The sequence below is a fragment of the Pseudomonas sp. PsB genome (assembly GCF_043658375.1).
GTDB classification, from domain to species: Bacteria; Pseudomonadota; Gammaproteobacteria; order Pseudomonadales; family Pseudomonadaceae; genus Aquipseudomonas; species Aquipseudomonas putida_Z.
Genome location: NZ_JBIGLU010000010.1, coordinates 116,411 through 135,393 on the forward strand (window position 1 = coordinate 116,411; position 18,983 = coordinate 135,393).

Annotated in this window: 20 protein-coding genes and 1 pseudogene; 10 read left to right on the top strand and 11 right to left on the bottom strand. The window is 62.3% G+C overall.

The annotated features are described in order from the left end of the window. Positions 1-30: 30 nt before the first annotated feature. From ACGLHT_RS14745 to ACGLHT_RS14760, 4 genes are read right to left on the bottom strand one after another with little or no spacing between them, the layout of a single operon-like run. Positions 31-1,257 carry a hybrid sensor histidine kinase/response regulator gene (locus tag ACGLHT_RS14745; protein WP_085665152.1) on the bottom strand — a complete coding sequence of 409 codons (1,227 nt, stop codon included), beginning with the start codon at positions 1,255-1,257 and terminating at the stop codon, positions 31-33. Further along, positions 1,251-1,826: a chemotaxis protein CheB gene (locus tag ACGLHT_RS14750; RefSeq protein WP_085591023.1), complete on the bottom strand. Its 576-nt coding sequence runs from the start codon at positions 1,824-1,826 to the stop codon at positions 1,251-1,253. The genes ACGLHT_RS14745 and ACGLHT_RS14750 overlap by 7 nt, the downstream gene beginning before the upstream one ends. Then, positions 1,823-2,644, bottom strand: coding sequence for a protein-glutamate O-methyltransferase CheR (locus tag ACGLHT_RS14755; protein ID WP_003259474.1), 822 nt, complete (start codon positions 2,642-2,644; stop codon positions 1,823-1,825). The genes ACGLHT_RS14750 and ACGLHT_RS14755 overlap by 4 nt, the downstream gene beginning before the upstream one ends. Then, a complete protein-coding gene (locus ACGLHT_RS14760; RefSeq protein ID WP_137163626.1) occupies positions 2,641-6,108 on the bottom strand; it encodes a response regulator in 3,468 nt (1,155 codons plus the stop codon). Before ACGLHT_RS14760 ends, ACGLHT_RS14755 begins: the two co-directional genes overlap by 4 nt. A 249-nt stretch (positions 6,109-6,357) precedes the next feature. On the opposite strand from ACGLHT_RS14760, the gene ACGLHT_RS14765 reads away from it, so the two are divergent. After that, positions 6,358-6,708 (top strand): response regulator, encoded by a 351-nt coding sequence (locus ACGLHT_RS14765; protein WP_137163625.1) that lies wholly within the window; start codon positions 6,358-6,360, stop codon positions 6,706-6,708. 120 nt (positions 6,709-6,828) lie between these two features. On the opposite strand, the gene cobF is transcribed toward ACGLHT_RS14765, so the two are convergent. Both cobF and ACGLHT_RS14775 read right to left on the bottom strand, forming a co-directional pair. After that, positions 6,829-7,578 carry a precorrin-6A synthase (deacetylating) gene (gene cobF / locus ACGLHT_RS14770; protein WP_274120934.1) on the bottom strand — a complete coding sequence of 250 codons (750 nt, stop codon included), beginning with the start codon at positions 7,576-7,578 and terminating at the stop codon, positions 6,829-6,831. Between the two features lie 67 nt (positions 7,579-7,645). After that, positions 7,646-8,935: an OprD family porin gene (locus tag ACGLHT_RS14775; RefSeq protein ID WP_238066512.1), complete on the bottom strand. Its 1,290-nt coding sequence runs from the start codon at positions 8,933-8,935 to the stop codon at positions 7,646-7,648. 361 nt (positions 8,936-9,296) lie between these two features. On the opposite strand from ACGLHT_RS14775, the gene ACGLHT_RS14780 reads away from it, so the two are divergent. The 3 genes from ACGLHT_RS14780 (at position 9,297) to ACGLHT_RS14790 (ending at position 10,749) form a co-directional block, all read left to right on the top strand. Beyond that, the gene (locus ACGLHT_RS14780; protein ID WP_015270810.1) at positions 9,297-9,656 is read left to right on the top strand and encodes a histone-like nucleoid-structuring protein, MvaT/MvaU family; all 360 of its coding nucleotides are present in this window, start codon (positions 9,297-9,299) and stop codon (positions 9,654-9,656) included. Between the two features lie 225 nt (positions 9,657-9,881). Next, complete coding sequence (gloA, locus tag ACGLHT_RS14785) at positions 9,882-10,409, top strand: lactoylglutathione lyase (RefSeq protein ID WP_025338689.1); 528 nt, start codon at positions 9,882-9,884, stop codon at positions 10,407-10,409. A gap of 97 nt (positions 10,410-10,506) precedes the next feature. After that, complete coding sequence (locus ACGLHT_RS14790; protein WP_013973119.1) at positions 10,507-10,749, top strand: hypothetical protein; 243 nt, start codon at positions 10,507-10,509, stop codon at positions 10,747-10,749. 128 nt (positions 10,750-10,877) lie between these two features. Here the strand turns inward: ACGLHT_RS14790 and ACGLHT_RS14795 are convergent, their stop codons facing one another. Next, positions 10,878-11,699, bottom strand: a complete 822-nt coding sequence (locus ACGLHT_RS14795) for a shikimate 5-dehydrogenase (RefSeq protein WP_137163623.1) — start codon at positions 11,697-11,699, stop codon at positions 10,878-10,880. 162 nt (positions 11,700-11,861) lie between these two features. Between ACGLHT_RS14795 and ACGLHT_RS14800 the strand changes: the two genes are divergently transcribed. Both ACGLHT_RS14800 and ACGLHT_RS14805 read left to right on the top strand, forming a co-directional pair. After that, entirely contained in the window at positions 11,862-12,206 is a 345-nt protein-coding gene (locus tag ACGLHT_RS14800) for a hypothetical protein (RefSeq protein ID WP_137163622.1), read from the top strand. A gap of 94 nt (positions 12,207-12,300) precedes the next feature. Beyond that, the gene (locus tag ACGLHT_RS14805; RefSeq protein ID WP_025338686.1) at positions 12,301-12,483 is read left to right on the top strand and encodes a hypothetical protein; all 183 of its coding nucleotides are present in this window, start codon (positions 12,301-12,303) and stop codon (positions 12,481-12,483) included. A 73-nt stretch (positions 12,484-12,556) separates the two neighbouring features. Here the strand turns inward: ACGLHT_RS14805 and ACGLHT_RS14810 are convergent, their stop codons facing one another. Further along, a complete protein-coding gene (locus ACGLHT_RS14810; RefSeq protein ID WP_137163621.1) occupies positions 12,557-13,042 on the bottom strand; it encodes a glycoside hydrolase family protein in 486 nt (161 codons plus the stop codon). Positions 13,043-13,107: 65 nt separating this feature from the next. Next, positions 13,108-13,473 (bottom strand): chemotaxis protein, encoded by a 366-nt coding sequence (locus tag ACGLHT_RS14815; RefSeq protein WP_075044881.1) that lies wholly within the window; start codon positions 13,471-13,473, stop codon positions 13,108-13,110. Between the two features lie 162 nt (positions 13,474-13,635). Here ACGLHT_RS14815 and ACGLHT_RS14820 point away from each other — a divergent pair, with 162 nt between their 5' ends. Next, positions 13,636-14,460, top strand: coding sequence for a S24 family peptidase (locus ACGLHT_RS14820; protein WP_085615186.1), 825 nt, complete (start codon positions 13,636-13,638; stop codon positions 14,458-14,460). Positions 14,461-14,598: 138 nt separating this feature from the next. Here ACGLHT_RS14820 and ACGLHT_RS14825 read toward each other — a convergent pair whose 3' ends face one another. Next, positions 14,599-14,922 carry a DUF1654 domain-containing protein gene (locus ACGLHT_RS14825; protein ID WP_025338682.1) on the bottom strand — a complete coding sequence of 108 codons (324 nt, stop codon included), beginning with the start codon at positions 14,920-14,922 and terminating at the stop codon, positions 14,599-14,601. 238 nt (positions 14,923-15,160) lie between these two features. Here ACGLHT_RS14825 and ACGLHT_RS14830 point away from each other — a divergent pair, with 238 nt between their 5' ends. From ACGLHT_RS14830 to pbpG, 3 genes and pseudogenes are all read left to right on the top strand, one after another. Then, entirely contained in the window at positions 15,161-15,835 is a 675-nt protein-coding gene (locus ACGLHT_RS14830; protein WP_274120933.1) for a polysaccharide lyase family 7 protein, read from the top strand. A 169-nt stretch (positions 15,836-16,004) separates the two neighbouring features. Beyond that, positions 16,005-17,134: pseudogene (locus ACGLHT_RS14835) on the top strand (sensor histidine kinase). 160 nt (positions 17,135-17,294) lie between these two features. After that, positions 17,295-18,221 (top strand): D-alanyl-D-alanine endopeptidase, encoded by a 927-nt coding sequence (gene pbpG, locus ACGLHT_RS14840; RefSeq protein ID WP_023662495.1) that lies wholly within the window; start codon positions 17,295-17,297, stop codon positions 18,219-18,221. A gap of 157 nt (positions 18,222-18,378) precedes the next feature. Here pbpG and ACGLHT_RS14845 read toward each other — a convergent pair whose 3' ends face one another. Then, entirely contained in the window at positions 18,379-18,825 is a 447-nt protein-coding gene (locus tag ACGLHT_RS14845; RefSeq protein ID WP_274120932.1) for a hypothetical protein, read from the bottom strand. Between the last annotated feature and the right edge of the window lie 158 nt (positions 18,826-18,983).

Genomic DNA, 18,983 nt, shown 5'->3' on the forward strand with positions numbered 1-18,983 from the left:
ATACTTACAGCTGGTCATCAGACCCCAGGCTCAGGCAGAGGTTGCCCGTGCCTGGTCGTTTTGTTGTTCGTAGGTTGCCAGTGGCAACTGCAAGGTAAAGGTGGCGCCTTTGCCCTCTTCACTCTCCACCAGTATGCGCCCGCCGTGGGCCTGGACGATCTGCTCCGATATGTACAGCCCCAGGCCCAACCCACCACTGGCCTGCTGGGTGGCGACCCGCTCGAACTGTTGGAAGATGCGCTGCTGGTTGGCCACGCAGATGCCGATGCCATGGTCCTGAACCTGCACGCAGGCCAGGCCGTCCTGCTCGAACACCCGCACCTGCACCGGTTTGCGCTCACCATAACGCAAGGCATTGGACAACAGGTTGGCCAGCACCTGCTCGATGCGAAACTCGTCCCACTCACCCTGCAGCGGCTCGCAGCGTTGCAATTCGAAATGGGTGTCCAATGCGCTGGCCTGGGCAGCAAAGTTCTCCACCAGGCCGCGCACCAGCTGGCCCAGGTCGAACGCCTTGGGCCGCAGCGACAGTTTGCCGGTGCGGATGCGCGATACATCGAGCATGTCTTCGACCAGGCGGATCAGGCTGTTGATCTGCCGCTCGTCGCGCTCGACCATGGCCTGCAGCTTGTCGCCGCTGAAGGCGGCAAGGTTGCCGCGTGCCAGGTGCAGCTTGCGCAGCTGGGTTTCCAGGATCAGGCCATTGAGCGGGGTGCGCACCTCGTGGGACACGATCGACATGAAGTCATCGCGCATGCGCACGGCATGCTCCAGTTCACCCCGCGCCGTTTGCAGCTGGGCCAGCAGCAGTTCCTGCTCCTGGCGGCTGCGTTCCAGGGCCTGCAACTGGCGGTCGAGCACCTTGCGCTGGCGGTACAGGTCGACGAACACCGACACCTTGCTCTTCACCGCCAGGGTGTCGAGCGGCTTGTGCAGAAAGTCCACCGCGCCGCTTTCATAGCCCTTGAACGCGTAGTTCATCTCGCGCCCGGCGGCAGTGACGAACACGATGGGGATGTTGCGGGTCTTTTCCGTGCCGCGCATCAGCTCGGCCAGCTCGAAACCGTTCATGCCCGGCATCTGCACGTCGAGGATGGCCAGGGCGAACTCGTGCTCGAGCAACAGCGACAATGCGGCCTCGGCCGACTGGGCCTGGTGCACCTCGCGGTCTTGGCCCTGGATCAGGGCGTCGAGGGCCAGCAGGTTTTCTGGAAGGTCGTCGACGATCAGCAGTTTGGCGATGGTGTGGCTTAGCATGCGCTGGGTTCCAGGGCGGCGAGCAATCGCTCGATGCCACTCAGAGAAAGAATATGGTCGGGCTGGTGCAGGGCCAGTGCGGCCTCCGGCATCAGCGCCACCTGTGCGTCGCAAGGGTCCTGGACCACGGTCCGGCCCCCGTTGTGCTTGATATAGGCCAGGCCTTCGGCGCCATCTTCATTGGCCCCGGTGAGCAGCATGCCCAGCAGGCCGGCACCGTAGGCATCGGCCGCCGACATGAACAGGTAGTCGATCGCCGGCCGGGAAAAATGCACCGGCGGCTCCTGGCTCAACGACAGTGTCAGGTCACGCTCCACCGACAGGTGGTAACCCGGCCCGGCCACGTAGATCTGCCCGGCGCGCAGCGGCTGCTTGTCGCGGGCCTCGCACACTGGCCGCCGCAGGCGGCGCTGCAGCACCTCGGCCAGCTGGCTGTGGCGATCATCGGGCAGGTGCAGCACGCATATCACCGGAATGGCGAAGCCGGCCGGCAACGCGCCCAGCACGCTGAACAGCGCCGTCACGCCACCCGCCGAGGCGCCGACCACCATCGCGCGTACGCCTTTCATGACTTGCGGTAGATCCGTTCGGGCTTGACCAGCGGCTCGAAGCGCTCGCTGTAGGCGGAAAAATCCACCGATTCCTTGCTGCCCAGCACCAGGAAGCCGCGGTGGCACAAGGACTCGTGGAACAGGCCCAGGGCGCGGTCCTGCAGCTCCTTGTTGAAGTAGATGAGCACGTTGCGGCACGACACCAGCTGGGTTTCGGAAAACACGCTGTCGGTGGCCAGGCTGTGGTCGGCGAAGGTCACGTTGTCGCGCAAGGTGCTGTCCATGATGGCGTTGCCGTAGGCTGCCGTGTAGTACTCGGCAAAGTCCCGCCGGCCGCCGGCGATGCGATAGTTCTCGGCGTACTCGCGCATGCTCTGCATCGAGTAGATGCCCTGCTTGGCCTTGTCCAGCGAATGCGGGTTGATGTCGGTGGCGTAAATGATGGTGCGCTCCAGCAGGCCCTCCTCGCGCAGCAGGATGGCCATCGAATACACCTCCTCGCCCGTGCTGCAGCCGGCAATCCACACCTTGATCGAGGGCCAGGTGCGCAGCAGCGGCACCACTTCGTTGCGCAGCGCCAGGTAGTGCCCCGGGTCGCGGAACATCTCGCTGACCGGGATCGTCAGGTACTGCAGCAACTGCATGAACATGCCAGGGTCGTGCAGCACGCGCTCCTGCAGCGCCGACACCGTCAGGCAGTCGAACTGGCGCAGCGCATGCAGGATCCGGCGCTTGATCGACGCGCCGGAATAGTTGCGGAAATCGTAGCTGTACTTGAGGTAGATGGCCTCGATCAGCAAGCGGATTTCGATATCGGTGTTACGTTCGCTAGTCAAATTCGCTCCAGTTGCGGTAGCCACACACGGATCAGCGAGAACAAGCGGTCCAGGTCGATCGGTTTGGCCAGGTAATCGTTGGCGCCGGCCTGCAGGCATCGCTGCTGGTCATCCTTCATCGCCTTGGCGGTCACGGCAATGATCGGCAGCTTGCGCCAGCGTGGTTGCTGGCGGATCAGCCGGGTGGCCTCGAAGCCGTCCATCTCCGGCATCATCACGTCCATCAGCACCAGGTCGATGTCGTCATGCTGCTCCAGGCGCTCGATGGCCTCGCGGCCGTTGCGGCCGATTTCGACGATCGCGCCCTTGTGTTCCAGCGCGCTGGTCAGGGCGAAGATGTTGCGCACGTCGTCGTCCACCAGCAGCACCTTGCGGCCTTCGAATACCTTGTCGCGGCTGCGCGCGGTCTTGAGCATGCGCTGGCGTTCGTTGGACAGCTGCGACTCGACCTTGTGCAGGAACAGCGTCACTTCGTCGAGCAGGCGCTCCGGGGAGCGGGCGCCCTTGATGATGATCGAGCGCGAGTACTTGAGCAGGTCGGCTTCTTCTTCGCGGGTCAGGTTGCGCCCGGTATACACGATCACCGGCGGGAAGGCACGGATGTCCTCGGCGGTCATGCGCTTGAGCAGCTCGTTGCCGAGCATGTCGGGCAGCTTGAGGTCGATGATCATGCAGTCGTAGATGTTCTCGCGCAGCAACGCCAGGGCATCCTGGGCCATGGCCACGGCGGTGATCTCGACATCGTCGTCGCCGATCAGGCGGGCAATGCTTTCGCGCTGCAGGTCGTCGTCTTCCACCAGCAGGATGTGCTTGAGCTTCTGGGTCAGCTTGGCCTCCAGGCGGGCGAACACTTCCTTGAGTTGTTCGCGGCTGGTGGGCTTGACCGCGTAGCCGACGGCGCCCATGTGCATGGCAGCCTCGACCCGGTCCTCCACGGAAATGATATGCACCGGAATGTGCCGGGTGCTCGCCTGCTCCTTCAGGCGTTGCAGCACGGTCAGGCCGGAATGGTCGGGCAGGCGCATGTCCAGCAGGATGGCATCGGGGATGTACTGGGCGGCCAGCTCGAAGCCCTCGTCGGCGCCCTGCGCCACCAGGCAGCTGTAACCCAGCTCGTGGGCCAGGTCGAAGAGAATGCGGGCGAAGTTCGGTTCGTCCTCGATCACCAGGATGCAGCGGTTGCCGAACGGCGCGCGCTCGCGGTCGTCGGCGAATGCCGGTGCCTGGCGTTTCGGCGCCGCCACCGCCGGTGCCTGCGGCGCGGGTGGCAGGCTGTCGACCGCCGGGCGCAGGCTGAGCGGCTCGATATCCTGCGCTACCCGCTCATAGCGCTCCGGCAGGATCAGGCTGAACACGCTGCCCTGGCCGGGGCTGCTGTCGACGCTGATCTGCCCACCCAGCAGGTGCGCCAGGTCGCGGGAAATGGACAGGCCCAGGCCGGTGCCGCCATAACGGCGGTTGCTGGTGCCATCGACCTGGTGGAAGGCGCCGAAGATCGCCTGCTGCTGGTCGGCGGCGATGCCGATGCCGGTATCGCGCACGGCAAAGACGATGCCGGTGCCAGGCTGGTAACCGATGTTCAGGCTGACCTTGCCGCGCTCGGTGAACTTGATGGCGTTGGACAGCAGGTTCTTGAGGATCTGCTCCAGGCGCTGGCGGTCGGTGAACAGCGTGGCCGGCACCTGCGCCTCGGTGGTCACCTCGAAGGCCAGGCCCTTGTGCCCGGCCAGCGGCTCGAACATGCCACGCAGGCCTTCGACCAGGCGTTCCACCTGGGTGCTTTCGGGGCGCACTTCGAGCTTGCCGGCTTCCACCTTGGCGATGTCGAGAATGTCGTTGATCAGGTTGAGCAGGTCGTTGCCGGCCGAATAGATGGATTCGGCGAACTTGACCTGCTCGTCGCTGAGGTTGCCCTCGCCGTTCTCCGCCAGCAGCTTGGCCAGGATCAGCGAACTGTTCAGCGGCGTGCGCAGCTCGTGGGACATGTTGGCGAGGAACTCGGACTTGTACTTGCTCGAACGCTGCAGCTCCTCGGCGCGCGCCTGCAGCTCGTCCTGGGCCTGGAGCAGTTCGTCGTTCTTGCGGTCCAGGGCCTCGGTGCGCTCGGACAATTGCTCGTTGGTCTGCTCCAGTTCCGCCTGCTGGGTTTCCAGATGGGCCTGGGACTCCTTGAGCACGCGGGATTGCTCTTCGAGCTCTTCGTTGGCGGTTTTCAGCTCTTCCTGCTGCACTTGCAGCTCTTCGTTCAGTTGCTGGGTCTCGGCCAGCACTTCCTGCAGGCGCTGCCGGTAGCGGGCGCTTTCGATGGAGATACCGAGGTTGCCACGGACCCGCTGCAGCATCTCTTCGTCACGCTCCTGCAGCGGCCGCAGGAAGCCCAGCTCCAGCACACCGTTGATCTGCCCGTCATCACTGCAGGGCATCAGCATGGCACTGCGCGGCAGGCCCCGGCCCAGGCCGGAACTGAGGTGGAAATAGTCGTCGGGCAAGTCGTCCAGGCGCAGCAGCCGCGCTTCGCGCACGGCCTGGGCCAGCAGGCCTTCGTGATCGCCCAGCACCTGCTCGCGGGCCTGCTCCTCGGCATCCAGGCCATAGCTGGCCACACGCACCAGGCGGCCATGCTCGTCACGCACGTACAGCGCGCCGACCACGCTGCCCAGGTAACCGCCGAAGAAACGCAGGATGTTGTCACCGAGCATGGGCAGGGTCAGCTGGCCGAGCACCTGTTCGGCCAGTTGCGTCTGCCCGTTGCGCAGCCAGGCCTGGTGTTCCAGGCGCTCGGCCGCGCGCTGCTGGGCCTTGAAGTTTTCGTCATAGGAACCCGACAGCGCCAATAGGTCGCGCCGCCCGAGGTAGGCCAGCAAGGCACTGAGGCCGACGATGAACAGCACGAAGGACGACATGACCGTGACGGTCACACTGTTGACTCGCTCGTTGCGCGCCATGCGCAACTGTTGTTCGCTGGCGATCAGGTTGTCGAACTCTTTGCGGATCTCGTCGGTCAGGCGCTTGCCGCGGCCGTTGCCGATCAAGGCGCGGTAATCACCCTGGCTGCGGCGCAAGTTGATCATCTCGCTGCCGAAGGTGTTCCACGCCTGCTGCAGGGCGATCAGCCGGTCGATGCGTTCGACCTGTTGCGGGTTGTCCTCGACCATGCCGCGCAGGCTCTGCAGGCTACCGAAGATGCGCGGCTTGGCCACCTCGTAGGGGTCGAGGAAACGCTCGTCGCCGGTGATCAGGAAGCCACGCATGCCGGTTTCCATGTCGATCGACAGTTTGACCGTTTCGTTGGCATTGCCGATCACCCGGTCGGTGTGCTCGACCCACTGCAAGGCCGAAAGCAGGTAGTTGATCACCGCGACGAAGGCAACGGCCCCCAGCAGGCCAACCCCCAGGGGTAGGCCGACGTTGCGGCTCAACAGCTTGCGGAAGCTCCGCTGGTCCATCGAGGCTGCTTGAATCATGTGAAAACGCCCGAGCAAGTAAAGTCCATTGAAAGTGTGGCAAATCGATCGTTGTAGTTGTCTGCCACTGCTCTGTCCCGTAAAGCGAGTCTAACCAGCTTTGGCGGGTCTGGCAGGGCATTTAGCCAGTATTTGAAGGTGATGTGCGCCAATCGTTCCATCTGATTGCACGGACCGGTATCCTCCGGGAACTTCTGCTGCCATCCGGAGCACAGATTAAAGACATTCATTCTGCACAGGATCGCAACCATGCACCTTCTGGTAGTCGAAGACGACGACATCGTACGCATGCTGATGGTCGAAGTGCTCGACGAGTTGGGCTACACCGTCATCGAAGCGGAGCATGCCAACGCGGCGCTGCGCATTCTCGAAGACCCGAACCAGGCGCTGGCGCTGATGATGACCGATGTGGGGCTGCCGGACATGCGTGGCGAAGATTTGGCGGCCAAGGCGCGCGAACTGCGGCCGCTGTTGCCGGTGCTGTTCGCCAGTGGCTATGCCGAAAGCGTCGATGTACCGGAGGGCATGCACCTCATCGGCAAGCCGTTCAGCATCGACCAGTTGCGGGAGAAGGTGCAGGCCATTCTGGGTAACCCTTGAAATCGGTGTCGCCTGCTTCGCGGGCTTGCCCGCCCCCACAGGGAACGCGCGGCCCCAAAGCTGGCGCTGTACCTGTGGGAGCGGGTTCACCCGCGAAGGGGCCGGAACAGGCAGTACACCTCACAGCTCCCTGCGCAACAGGTAGCTATCCATGATCCACCCCTTGCGCGCCCGCTCCCGCTCACGCACTTCCATTATCTGCGCCTTCACCGCCTGCAACGGCCCGGCAATCAGCACCTCATCCGCGGTCCCCAGGTACGCGCCCCAGTAGATCATCAGCGCCGGGTCATCGAACCGGGCAAACGCGCACTGCCCGTCCAGCATCACCAGCACATTGTCGATCTGCCCCTGCCCGGCCAGGCGCCGCCCTGGCAATACGGTCAACGGCTCACCGATGCGGTTGAGCGGCACCTGATGGCGCGCCGCCAACGCCTGCACGCTGCTGATGCCCGGAATGACCTGCAGGCGCAGCGCCACACCACGCTCGCGGACCAGGCCAAGGATGCGCAGGGTGCTGTCGTACAGCGTCGGCTCGCCCCACAGCAGAAAGGCGCCGGTTTCCCCAATACCTATCTCCCGCTCGATCAGTTGGGCATACAGCACCGCACGCTGCCGGTGCCAGTCCTGCACCGCGCCCAGGTAGTCATCGGCCTGGCCATCGCGTGCAGGGTCGGCCACCTGCACCAGGCGGTAGCCGCCCTCGGGCCGGTAGCGTTGCAGGATGGCCTTGCGCAGGTGCACCAGTTCGTCCTTGTCGCCGCCCTTGTCGAGCACGAAGAACACGCTGGCCTGGCGCAGCGCATCGACCGCCTCGTAGGTGACCTGGCGCGGGTCACCCGGGCCGATGCCTATCAACAACAGGTCTTTCATTGCCCTGCCCTTTGCGGGAACCAGCAGCCATTGTCAGGTGGCTGCCGGTATTTGGCAAAGCGCCCCGTCAGAAGATGGAGAAGTTGTAGCTGACAATGACCCGTGTCTCGTCCATGTCACGCGCCCACTTTTCATAGTTGCTGCGGTAAGTGGAATTACGCAGGCGCACACTGACGTCCTTGAACGTGCCACTTTGCACCTGGTACTTGAACTCGGTGTCGCGTTCCCACTCTTTGCCTTCGGCCGTGCTGCCCGGCACCTTGATATTGTCACCGTTGATGTAACGGGTGAAGAAGGTCAGGCCGGGCACGCCCAGGGCCTTGAAGTCATAGTCATAACGCACCTGCCAGGAACGTTCCTGGGCGGCGGCGAAGTCGTTGACCTGGGCATAGTTGACCAGGTACGGGTTGGTGCCATCCAGGTATGGCATGGCACTGTCGCCATACATGCGTTGCCAGCCGGCACTGAGCTTGTGGCCACCCAGGCTGTAGCCGAGCATGCCGCTGAACGCGCGATGGTCGATTTCGCCGGCGCGGGCATTGCCGATGTCGTCACTCTTGATCAAGCGCAGGTCTGCCGACAGGCTGCCCACCGCCAATGGCTGGCTGGCCACCAGGCCGAGGAAGTGCTGACGGTAGATGTTCTCCAGCTTGGCCACCTGGTACTGGGCGCTGAAGCGCTCGTTGAAACGGTAATCGACACCGGCCAGGTCAAAGTGGTCAGCCTCGATATCGCAGGCATAGCGCTTGTTCTTGCAATGCACGCGAATGTCCTGGCGGTCGGTGGAATCCCGTGCGGTGTACTTGTCCAGACGGGCCAGGGTGAACTTCAGGTCGCGCACTTCTTCGGAGGTGAGCATGGCGCCATGGAACATGGTCGGCAGCAGGCGGCCATCGTTGTACTTGAGCAGCGGCACATCCGGCATCATCGAACCGTACTTGAGCACGGTATTGGAAACCTTGACCTTGGCCGCCAGGCCCATCTTCGCGTACTGGTCCGCCGAGTGCCGTGGGTCATGGCCGGAAGACGGCAACAGGCCGCTGTTGCTGTCTGCCGGGCTGGAGTCAAGTTTGAAGCCGAACATGCCCAGCGCATCCACGCCAAAACCTACCGGCCCCTGCGTGTAACCCGACTGCACATTGAGGATGAAACCTTGTGCCCATTCTTCGCGTTTGGACGCACCCTGGCTGGAACTGCTGTGGCCGTCACGGAAATCCCGGTTGAAATAGACATTGCGTGCTTCGACCTTAGCACTGCTGTCTTCAAGAAAACCGGCGGCCTGGGCATTGACGCCGGCACACAACAGGAACAAGCCGGCAACACGACGCCCGGGGGCGATGGGAAAAGGGGCAAACATGGGAGAAAACATCCAGAATCAAGGCGAGTAAACAACCTGTGGCACGTGCTGGCCACGGTACTGCGAGGGGGCCGAACAATAGCCGGCCATCATCTGAAATTATCGCGCGAAGGCTCTGGCACGGGCCATTGGACCATGGTCTAAGCGCACCGCAAGGCAACCGCGAAAAAACCGGACAATACCGCGCGCAAAACTAGGAAAGTTCCCGGCTTACTTACAAAAAGTTTGCAGTTTACCCAGTACCCATGAATGACTACACTCGATATCAGCGAACAGCGGAACCCACCCGCGTGGCCGGCGTTTTTATTCTTCTTCAATGTTCGTCACGCCCTGCCACGACCGACGTACAGGAGTGATTACAGTGTCCAGACTTGCAGAGTTTCGTGCTGCCGAAAAAGCGCTCCAGGAACAGATGGCGCAACTGGAAGCGTTGAAAAAGGATGCCGGCCTCAAACGCGAAATCGAATTCGAGCAGAAACTAGTCGGCCTGATGAAAAGCTACGACAAGAGCCTGCGCGATATCATCGCCATCCTCGACCCGAAAGCAGTGGCCCGGGTTTCCAGTGCAGCGCCCAAGCAACAGCGCCGCGCGCGCGTGGTGAAGGTTTACACCAACCCGCACACCGGCGAGCGGATCGAGACCAAAGGCGGCAACCACCGTGGGCTCAAGGCCTGGAAAGAACAATACGGAGCCGCCACGGTAGAAAGCTGGGTACGCTGATGAAACGTCCACACGTGCTTCACACTTTTTTCACAAGGGCTGGCTCAGTATCGAGACAGCTAAAGGACTAGCGACCCCATCACGCGCCCGCACATGCGGGCCTCTAATTCCAGCGCCCTGCCTCGTGCAGGGCGCTTTCATTTGCGCAATCGGCACACTGCCGTATCATGGCCGGCCTGTCTGTTTTGCCGGCGCCCTGCGCCCGGCCCCGTCTCAGGAGTTCCCATGAGCCTGCATGATCTGCAAACCCTGCCTGGCGTCACCGCCCAACCGGACGCCGCCACCGCCCAGTTCGTCTTCAACCACACCATGCTGCGGGTCAAGGACATCGAGAAGTCCCTGGACTTCTACACCCGCGTGCTGGGCTTCCGCCTGGTGGACAAGCGCGACTTCCCCGAAGCTGCCTTCAGCCTGTACTTCCTGGCCCTGGTCGACCCGGCGCAGATCCCGGCCGATGACAGCGAACGCCACCAGTGGATGAAGTCGATCCCGGGCGTGCTGGAGCTGACCCACAACCACGGCACCGAAAACGATGCCGAGTTTGCCTACCACAACGGCAACACCGACCCACGCGGCTTTGGCCACATCTGCATCTCGGTACCGGACGTACGCGCCGCCTGCGCACGCTTCGAGGCACTGGACGTACCGTTCCAGAAGCGCCTGCAGGACGGGCGCATGAACCACCTGGCCTTCGTCAAGGACCCGGACGGTTACTGGGTCGAAGTCATCCAGCCGACCGAGCTCAAAGGCTGAGCGCTCATCGCGGCTCGCTCGTCGGGCCGGGAACTCCCGGCCCCTTGCTGTGGTATATGAAGGTAACTGCTTCACATGCCACAGCGAGGTAAGGACGATGCAATCTCTTCACTGTGAATATCGCAAGCACACCATCACCGCCAGCGTGATGCCCCACCCCGATTCCCCCCTGCCCTACGCCGCCGGGTGCCTGATCACCGACCCCGACGGACACACCAGCAGGCGCATGTCGATGCCGATGAAGTTCTTCTCCGACCTCGAGAACGCCCAGCATGTGTCGCTGGCCCATGGCCGGGCGCTGGTCGACCAGCAGCTGGATGAAGGGCACAAGGTGTTCTGACCTTGTCGATGCCTGTGCCGGCCTCTTCGCGGGTAAACCCGCTCCCACAGGGGTAGCGCCGCTGCTACATGCGTGCGCTAATCCCTGTGGGAGCGGGTTTACCCGCGAAAGGGCCGGCACAGGAGTAATCAGATATCCCGGGCGTACGCCACCGCCGCCTCCACCTGCGCCAAGGTGGGTCGCACCCCGGTATAAAGCACGAACTGCTCCAGCGCCTGCAGCGCAATCACCTCCAACCCGGTGATCACCGGTTTGCCCAACGCCCGCGCCCGTCGGATCAACGGAGTGCTCTCCGGCATCGCCACCACGTCGAACACCCGCGCCGCCGCGGCGATGGCGTTCTCGGAAAACGCCAGCTCCTCGGCCTCGGGCCCGCCCGCCATGCCGATCGGCGTCACGTTCACCAGCATGGGTGGGCACAGGTCGCCCAGCTCCGCCACCCAGCGATAACCGCACACATCCGCCAGCTGTCGCCCGGCCTGCTCGTTGCGCGCAACGATGATGCCTTCGGCGAACCCGGCATCGCGCAGGGCACTGGCTACCGCCTTGGCCATGCCGCCACTGCCGCGCAAGGCAAACGCCGTGGACGGGTCGACCTTGTGCTGCGCCAGCAATTGGCGCACGGCCAGGTAATCGGTGTTGTAGGCCTTCAGGTGACCATTGGTATTGACCAGGGTATTGACCGACTCGATGGCCGCAGCCGATGGGTCGATCTCGTCGACCAGGGCCATGCAGGCCTCCTTGTACGGCATCGATACCCCGCAACCGCGGATACCCAAGGCACGGATGCCCGCCACCGCCGCCGGCAGGTCATCGGTGCGCATGGCCTTGTAGTAGAAGTCCAGGCCCAGCTGCTGGTACAGGTGGTTGTGGAACCGTACCCCGAAGGTGCCGGGGCGGCCGGCCAGGGAGATGCACAGCACGGTGTCTCTGCTGGGAGTTGTCGACATAACCTGCTCCTTTGTCATAACTGAAACGTTTGTTCAGCGTAACAGAGGTAACCGCTGGTCGTCCCTTACACAACCTTTACCGTTCCCCCGTGCTCAGCTGACGAAGAGTGGAGTCATAGTAATAGGACCCCACACTTGGGGTGTCCTTGCGAGGGTTTCTTCATGAACCGTCACATTCCCGGAATCGCCCTGCTGGTCGGTGCCCTGGCCATCAGCGCACCCGCTGTCGCCCACGGCGGCCATGGCCATGGCGGTTGGTATGGCCCCGGCCCGCTGCTGGGTGCGGCCGTGGTTGGCGCCGTGGTCGGGGCGACGGTTTATGGCGGGCGTGACCGTACCGTGTACGTCGAGCGCCAACCGGTCTACTACGGGCCGCCACCGGTGTACGTGCAACCACCGCCACCGCCGGTGTACTACCAGCCGTACTACGTGCCAACACCACCGCCCCCGGGCTACCGCACCTACTACGGCCCGCCACCGGTGTATTACGGCCCGCCGCGGTGGTAAATGTTGATAGAACCAATGACCACTATCGAGGAAGTTAATTTCAAACTGCCCCGGCTGCTGCGTAAGGTAGGGCCATGTTTTACAGGAGGTCCACATGGCCACTATCCAGATCATGTCCGTCGTCGGCAGTGCCGTCCCCGCTTCGCTGCGTCAGCAGGGCCTGCTGGCATGCTGGTACCTGGTACGCAACGGCGAAGCCGTAAGCGGCCCGATGCCGACCCTCGCCTCGGCCCAGGCCCTGGTCGAACAGTTGCAACCAGGCACCCTGGTCGCCTGACCCGTATTTGTTGTGCGTTGCTCCCTACGCCCTTCTGGCCCGCCTACCTGGCGGGTCTTTTTTTGCCTGGGCGTTACGCCTGCACCTCCCCACTGCAGGCTATGAACATTGCCAACAACGCGGCCAATTGGTGCTCGCGCTGACCGTAGCCCGCGCCAGGCAGGCTGGCCCAGATCGGCGCGGCCTTGGCGATCGCCTGGGCAATGCGGCCGGCCTTGATCAGTGCCAGTGCCCCGCACTCGTTCAGCAACTTGATTGCCGCCAGGTCCTGGGCCTCAGGGGTAAAGCGGCCATTGAAGCCATAAGTGCTCACGATGGCATCCCAGGTACCGGCCAGAATCTGGTACCGCCCTGCCGCGGAGCTGTGGATGCCGTAGCTGGGCAACCACACCTTCTGCCTCGGGTGCCCGCTGTAGTAATTGAACAGTTGGCCGCCGACCAGGACGTTGTAGCCATCGTCACTGGCGGCAATGGTCGAGGTACCCTCGGACCAGGCCAGCATGTCCAGGAATGCGAGCACGTTCGCGCCGCCGGCAGCGGCAGAATCCAATCGAGCCATGTTGTCTCCATACAGAAAAGGGCCCATACGCATGGGCATGAACAGAATTTGTCTTGCGGGCCGCCTCACTCACCCTGCTTCCCGCGCAGGCGGGCGATCCCCTCGCCCTGGACGGTGACCTGCCGGGGAGGATGGCCGCCCCGACTGGTCAGCGCTTCGATCTTGCCTTCCAGGCGCCCTACAGTGATCACCAGTTCATTGCGTTCCTTGGCAAACTGATCGGCCCTGGCCTGCGCTTCTCTTCGGGCGTCACGCTCGATATCGAGCAGCTCGTTCAGGCGCCGGACCACGCCAATATCAGCGTTGTCCATGGCACGGTCAGCCGCATCCCTGGACAGCCACTTGCGCAGCCAGAGGAATGCACCCAGCAACACGGTGCCTGTTCCGCCCAGCCAGGTGATGGTGCCTGGGCCGAGGTCAGTCGGGTCCATGAAAACCTCATAACGGATGGTGATGTCGTAAGCCTGGAGAACAGCTTCTCGGTGGCTTTCCTTGCTTGCATATTTAATTTAGCCTACAGCTAATATCGTGACAAGAGAAATTTAGCCTTGAGCATATTTAGCAGCAAGCTAAACACTGGCATGCTTCGCCCCATGGACATCTACGAAATTCGCAAGCACAACCTGGTCAAGCTGATCGGCAGCCAGAGGAAGGGATCCTGCGCAGAGCGCTGGGGGATGGCGCCTGCGCATCTGAGCCAGATCCTTTCGGACAAGACAGCGAAGAACCTGGGCGATGACGTGGCCCGCAGAATCGAGGGCATCGAAGGCTTGCCGCGGGGGTGGTTCGACGCGATGGCAGCGGGCGACCAGGCGCAGTCGCCGGTCGAGGCTGGCGACAGCAAGCTTTCCGCGGCCGACCTGGTCAAGCAGATGCTTGCCAGAAGCGGCAGAGGCATCCCCGAAGAAACCCGGCAAAGGCTGCTGGCCGCCGCCGAGGAGCCGGCAGACTCGACGCTGGTGGCGGCTGAACTTGTTCGGCCAGGCCTGGTGGGCGACGAAGTGTGGATTGCCCACTACGACGTCCGTGCGGCCATGGGCGGCGGGCAGATCCCCCACGACTACCCCGAGATGTTCAAGGATGTTCGCGTCAGCCCAAGCCACCTGCGCGAGCTGGGCGTGGAGTTCAGCGAGCACCACCACCTGAAGATGGTGACCGGCTGGGGGCAGTCGATGGAACCGACCATCAAGCACCGCGACCCGCTGATCGTGGACGTCAGCATCCGCGAGTTCGTCGGTGATGGAATCTACTTCTTCTCCTGGGGCGACCACATCTACATCAAGCGGCTGCAGATTGCCGACGAAGACCATTTCGAGATGATTTCCGACAACTCGCGGCACAAGGACCGCATGATTCGCCGGGAAGAGACCTACATCCAGGCCAGGGTGCTGCTGGTGTGGAATGCGCACCTTGTGTAAGCGTCATTGATCTAGCAGGGCACTGTAGGAGCAGCCTTGTGCTGCGAAGAGGCCAGTACTGACAATGCATATCTGTTGCCTGTCCCGGCCTCTTCGCAGCACAAGGCTGCTCCTACAAAGTGGGCATTTTCCCGATGTTCAGAAAGGTGCCGCCTCCTCGACCTGCTGCTCGCTGTCCTGCTCGACGATAAAGTCGTCGCGCTCCTCCACGCTGCCGCGCTCCCAGCGCACCGTCACGCTCTCGTCGTCGTTGAAGGTCAGTTCCAGCTCGGGCGTCTCGGCCAGCAGGCCCATCACCTCCTCCCACTCGGCATCACCGTCGGTATCCAGGCGATGCACCGTCACCCAGCGCTGCGTCTGCGCGAGCGGGTGGTTGATCATCGCTGATACCCGCAAGCTCAGCCGCTCTATTCCGGTCATTTCCTGGCGCTGATGGGGCGTCGACTTCAAGGGCTTAGACATATTCTTATCCTGACAGCTGTATATTCGTACAGTATTCAAGGAAAGCTTATCTCACCGCCAAATCAAGCGTAAAGCCCCCGATGTGGAAAATTTTCGCCAACAGGTAATTTGTCGCCCGGCGAAATAATTTTAGCCATGAGCTATTGACGATGATTTAGCGCAAGGCTAAATTTCATTCTAGCAGCCGCCACCGTGCTGCTGCGGCACCAACCGTCATTTCCATTCAGGAGTTCCCCCCATGAGCGTAGATATCAGCAACCTCACCATCGCCGTTCCGGTAGCCGAATCGTCGATCAGCACCGTAGCGGTCGAACTCACCGGCAGCGAAGCGATTGCCCTTTACCCGAACTATGTGACAGTGCTCAGCGATGGTTCGGTCCAGTTGTCTGCCCCCACCAAAGGTGCTTCGAGCAAAAGCACCCGCAGGACCCGCTGCGAGTGGTCGGAGCCGAAATACTGGACCTTGAGCGGTGCCCCACATCACTGGAATCGCCAGGAAATGACGCTGACCAAGGTCAACTGGGCGCAGAAGGTGGTCATCGCGCAGATGCATGTCTACGGGGACGACAGCCCGCCCGTGAAGGTGTTCTGGAAAAAGGGCGACATCACCCTGGGTTTTCGGCGGACCTACAACCAGACTGACCCTATCAACTCGACGGTGCTCAAGGGGGTACCGCTGGGGGCAAAGTTCGAGGTGAGCATCCATGCCACCGCAGCAGGCGTGGTCAACGTTACGGCCAAGTGCAATGGCGTGAGCGGTACGTCCGGCGATCTACAGTTCGACAACACCTGGGCTACACAGCTATTCGAGTTCCACGGCGGGGTCTACAACCAGGTGGACTACACCGATACCACGCCCGCCGATGACGGCTCGATCTGCATCATCAGCGACCTCTCGCTGACCCATGCCTGAACCCAGGCAGCCGGTAAGACATCCCGATGCCCCTGCCCCCCCAACGCAGGTTTCATCGGGATCGCCTTTGAACTCCAGGTGGGCCGCTCATGACTGCCGCTCAAACTTCCTGTATCCCGGATGAACTAAGCTACTCGGATGTCTTTTTTCCTGATCAGGGTTAGGCCCCATGAGACTGTTCGATTTCATTGGTAGCAGTATGGAACCCATTCTCCAGGCTTGGGAAAATTACGCCCGCTCGGTTGAAACAGAGCTGCCAAAGCAGGACTCCATCGGCTTGCGCAATCATGCCGAGGAGTTGCTCCGCACCGTGGCCGCAGACATGAGAACGCCCAGAGCAGGCAACAACAGTCCGAGAAAGCACAAGGGAGAGGCCCCAGGAGTTCCAGCGAAACCGCAGCGCAGACCCACGCGGTTGCTCGCTTGATAGCTGGGTTCTCGATGGATCAGATGGTGTCCGAATACCGGGCATTGCGCGCAAGCGTTCTGTCACTCTGGCTTACCCAGGAGTCGTTCGCAGACGCGCATCATGTTCAGGACATGATCCGGTTCAATGAAGCGATTGACCAGGCGCTCGCAGAGTCGATCGCGGCCTACGGAACGGCAGTCGAGGCGACCCGGAAAATGGTGCTCGCCGTGCTCGGTCATGATTTGCGTTCGCCCTTGGGCGCGATACTCATGGCTGGCGGGCTGATCCAGCGGCAGACCGGGCTGGATGAAAAGGGAAAGTTACTGGCGACCCAGCTTTGTACCAGTGCACATCGGGCAAATGTCATGATCAACGATCTGCTGGACCTGGCCCGCTGCAACCTGGGGACTGGCATTCCAGTGGATTTGCGGAAAATGGATCTGAACGCCATCTGCCAGGCTGTCATCGACGAACTGCGCACGGCGTTCCCGCACGCGCGGATCATCCTGGATGAGCAGGCGCACATCACCGGGCAATTCGACCCTGACCGCATCTCTCAGGCTTTCTCCAACCTGATAGGCAATGCCCTGCGCCATGGCGATGCGACGGCCCCGATCAAGGTCACGGTGGCCAGGGTGGATGGTGTTCCACGGGTCAGCGTCCCGAATTCCGGAGAGCCTATTCCACCCGAGGTGATGCCCTACATCTTCAAGCCGGAAGGGCGATACTCGAGCTACTCATCCGGAGACCGGGGCTCCGCAGCGGGGCTCGGCCTCGGCCTGTTCATCGCATCGGAGATCGTGGCGAACCACGGTGGCAGAATTGAGGTGGAGTCGACCGAAGAGGAAGGGACGACCTTTGAGGTTGTTCTGCTGTCTTCGGCAGAGTGATGATGGGTACCAGAATTGGTACAGGATTAAATTTCGTTCACGTTGCGCCCTTTAGTCATAAGGCATTCGACAGCAAATCAGCCATACTCCAGAATGCAGCGGTTTTTGGGGGAAAACCCTTGCACAGCCAACGACATACCAACTTTTAGTGAGCCTCAACGTGAAAACATCCCTGTCCATCCTCAGCCTGCTGCTGTTGCTCACAGGTACCGCGACCCTTCCGTCGACCGCTGCTGCACAACCCCCGGCCCAGGTTCAACGTGACCCATCCAAGCTGCATCTCGCCTCGGGCAGCGCCCTGCTGATCGACTTGAACACCAACCAGGAACTGTATTCGAGCCATGCCGACCGCGTGGTGCCGATCGCCTCGGTGACCAAACTGATGACGGCGATGGTAGTGCTGGATGCCAAGCAGCCCATGGATGAGATGCTCACCATGACCATTGCCAACAACCCGGAAATGAAAGGCGTGTATTCGCGTGTGCGGCTGGGCAGCCAGCTCGACCGCCGCGAAACCTTGCTGATTACCCTGATGTCATCGGAAAACCGTGCGGCCAACACCCTGGCCAACCATTACCCCGGCGGCTACCCGGCGTTCATCAAGGCGATGAACGCCAAGGCCCGCAGCCTGGGCATGGCGCACACCCGCTACGTCGAGCCGACCGGCCTGTCGACGCAGAACGTGTCCACGGCCCGTGACCTGGCCAAGCTGCTGATGGCGTCGCGCAAGTACCCGATGCTGAGCGAGCTGTCGACCACCCGCGAGAAGACGGTAGCCTTCCGCAAGCCCAACTACACCCTGGGCTTCCGCAACACCGACCACCTGGTGAACAAGAGCAACTGGGACATCAAGCTGACCAAGACCGGCTTCACCAATGAAGCCGGGCACTGCCTGGTGCTGCTGACCCGCATGGACAACCGCCCGGTGGCCATGGTGATCCTAGACGCCTTTGGCAAGTACACCCACTTCGCCGATGCCAGCCGCATGCGTCAGTGGCTGGAAACCGGTGCTGCCAAGCCGGCGCCGGCGGTGGCCATGCAGTACAAGGCGGAGCGGCAGAACAAGGGGCGCCTGGCGGCCGAATGACCGCCGCCTGATGCTACCCGGCCCTTGTAGGAGCGGCCTTGTGTCGCGATGGGCTGCAACGCAGCCCCGACGATTTGTGCATTGATGCCAACATCCCGGGGCCGCTTCGCAGCCCATCGCGACACAAGGCCGCTCCTACAGGGGACCATATCCGCTGTCAGGCCGTGGCGCTGACCATCCCGCCCGCGCTGCTGCCGCCCTCTTGCTGCAACAACTCCAGCAACTGCGCCGTGGCCGCCATGATCTGCCCGTTGATGGTGGCAATGCTCGCCTGCTTGGCGCCCACCGCAGCCGCCTTGGCAGCCTCGTCCATTTTGCTGTCCATCAATGCAGCAAGCTGCTTCTGCTCCTCGGCCAGCTGCTTCTGCAAATCCTTGATCAACTGACGCAGCTCGGACACGGCCTGCGACTCCCCACTGCCTTCATTGTCCGTGGATTGCGCCTGGCCAGCCCCGCCAACCTTCATGCTGTCGCTACTGATGCTCAAGGGCCCCAGTGCCTCACCAGCCTGTTTCGCCTGCTCGCGTTCGGCAGTTGCGTTCGCGCTCAGCGTCTGGGCTGAAACGCCGTTGATCATCAAATTGCTTGCTGTTATCCCGCTCATCTCGGTTCCTTGCCTCAAGTTGGCTCCTTGTCGTACCCCTATCGGCCCCCCCTCACAGTTCTTTAGCCCGCTTAAATTCCCCCCCGGCTGGCTCGTTCCAACACATGTACTTGCGCAGGAGCCGGAGCTCCGGCGGGCGTCAAAATCCGACCATTCAG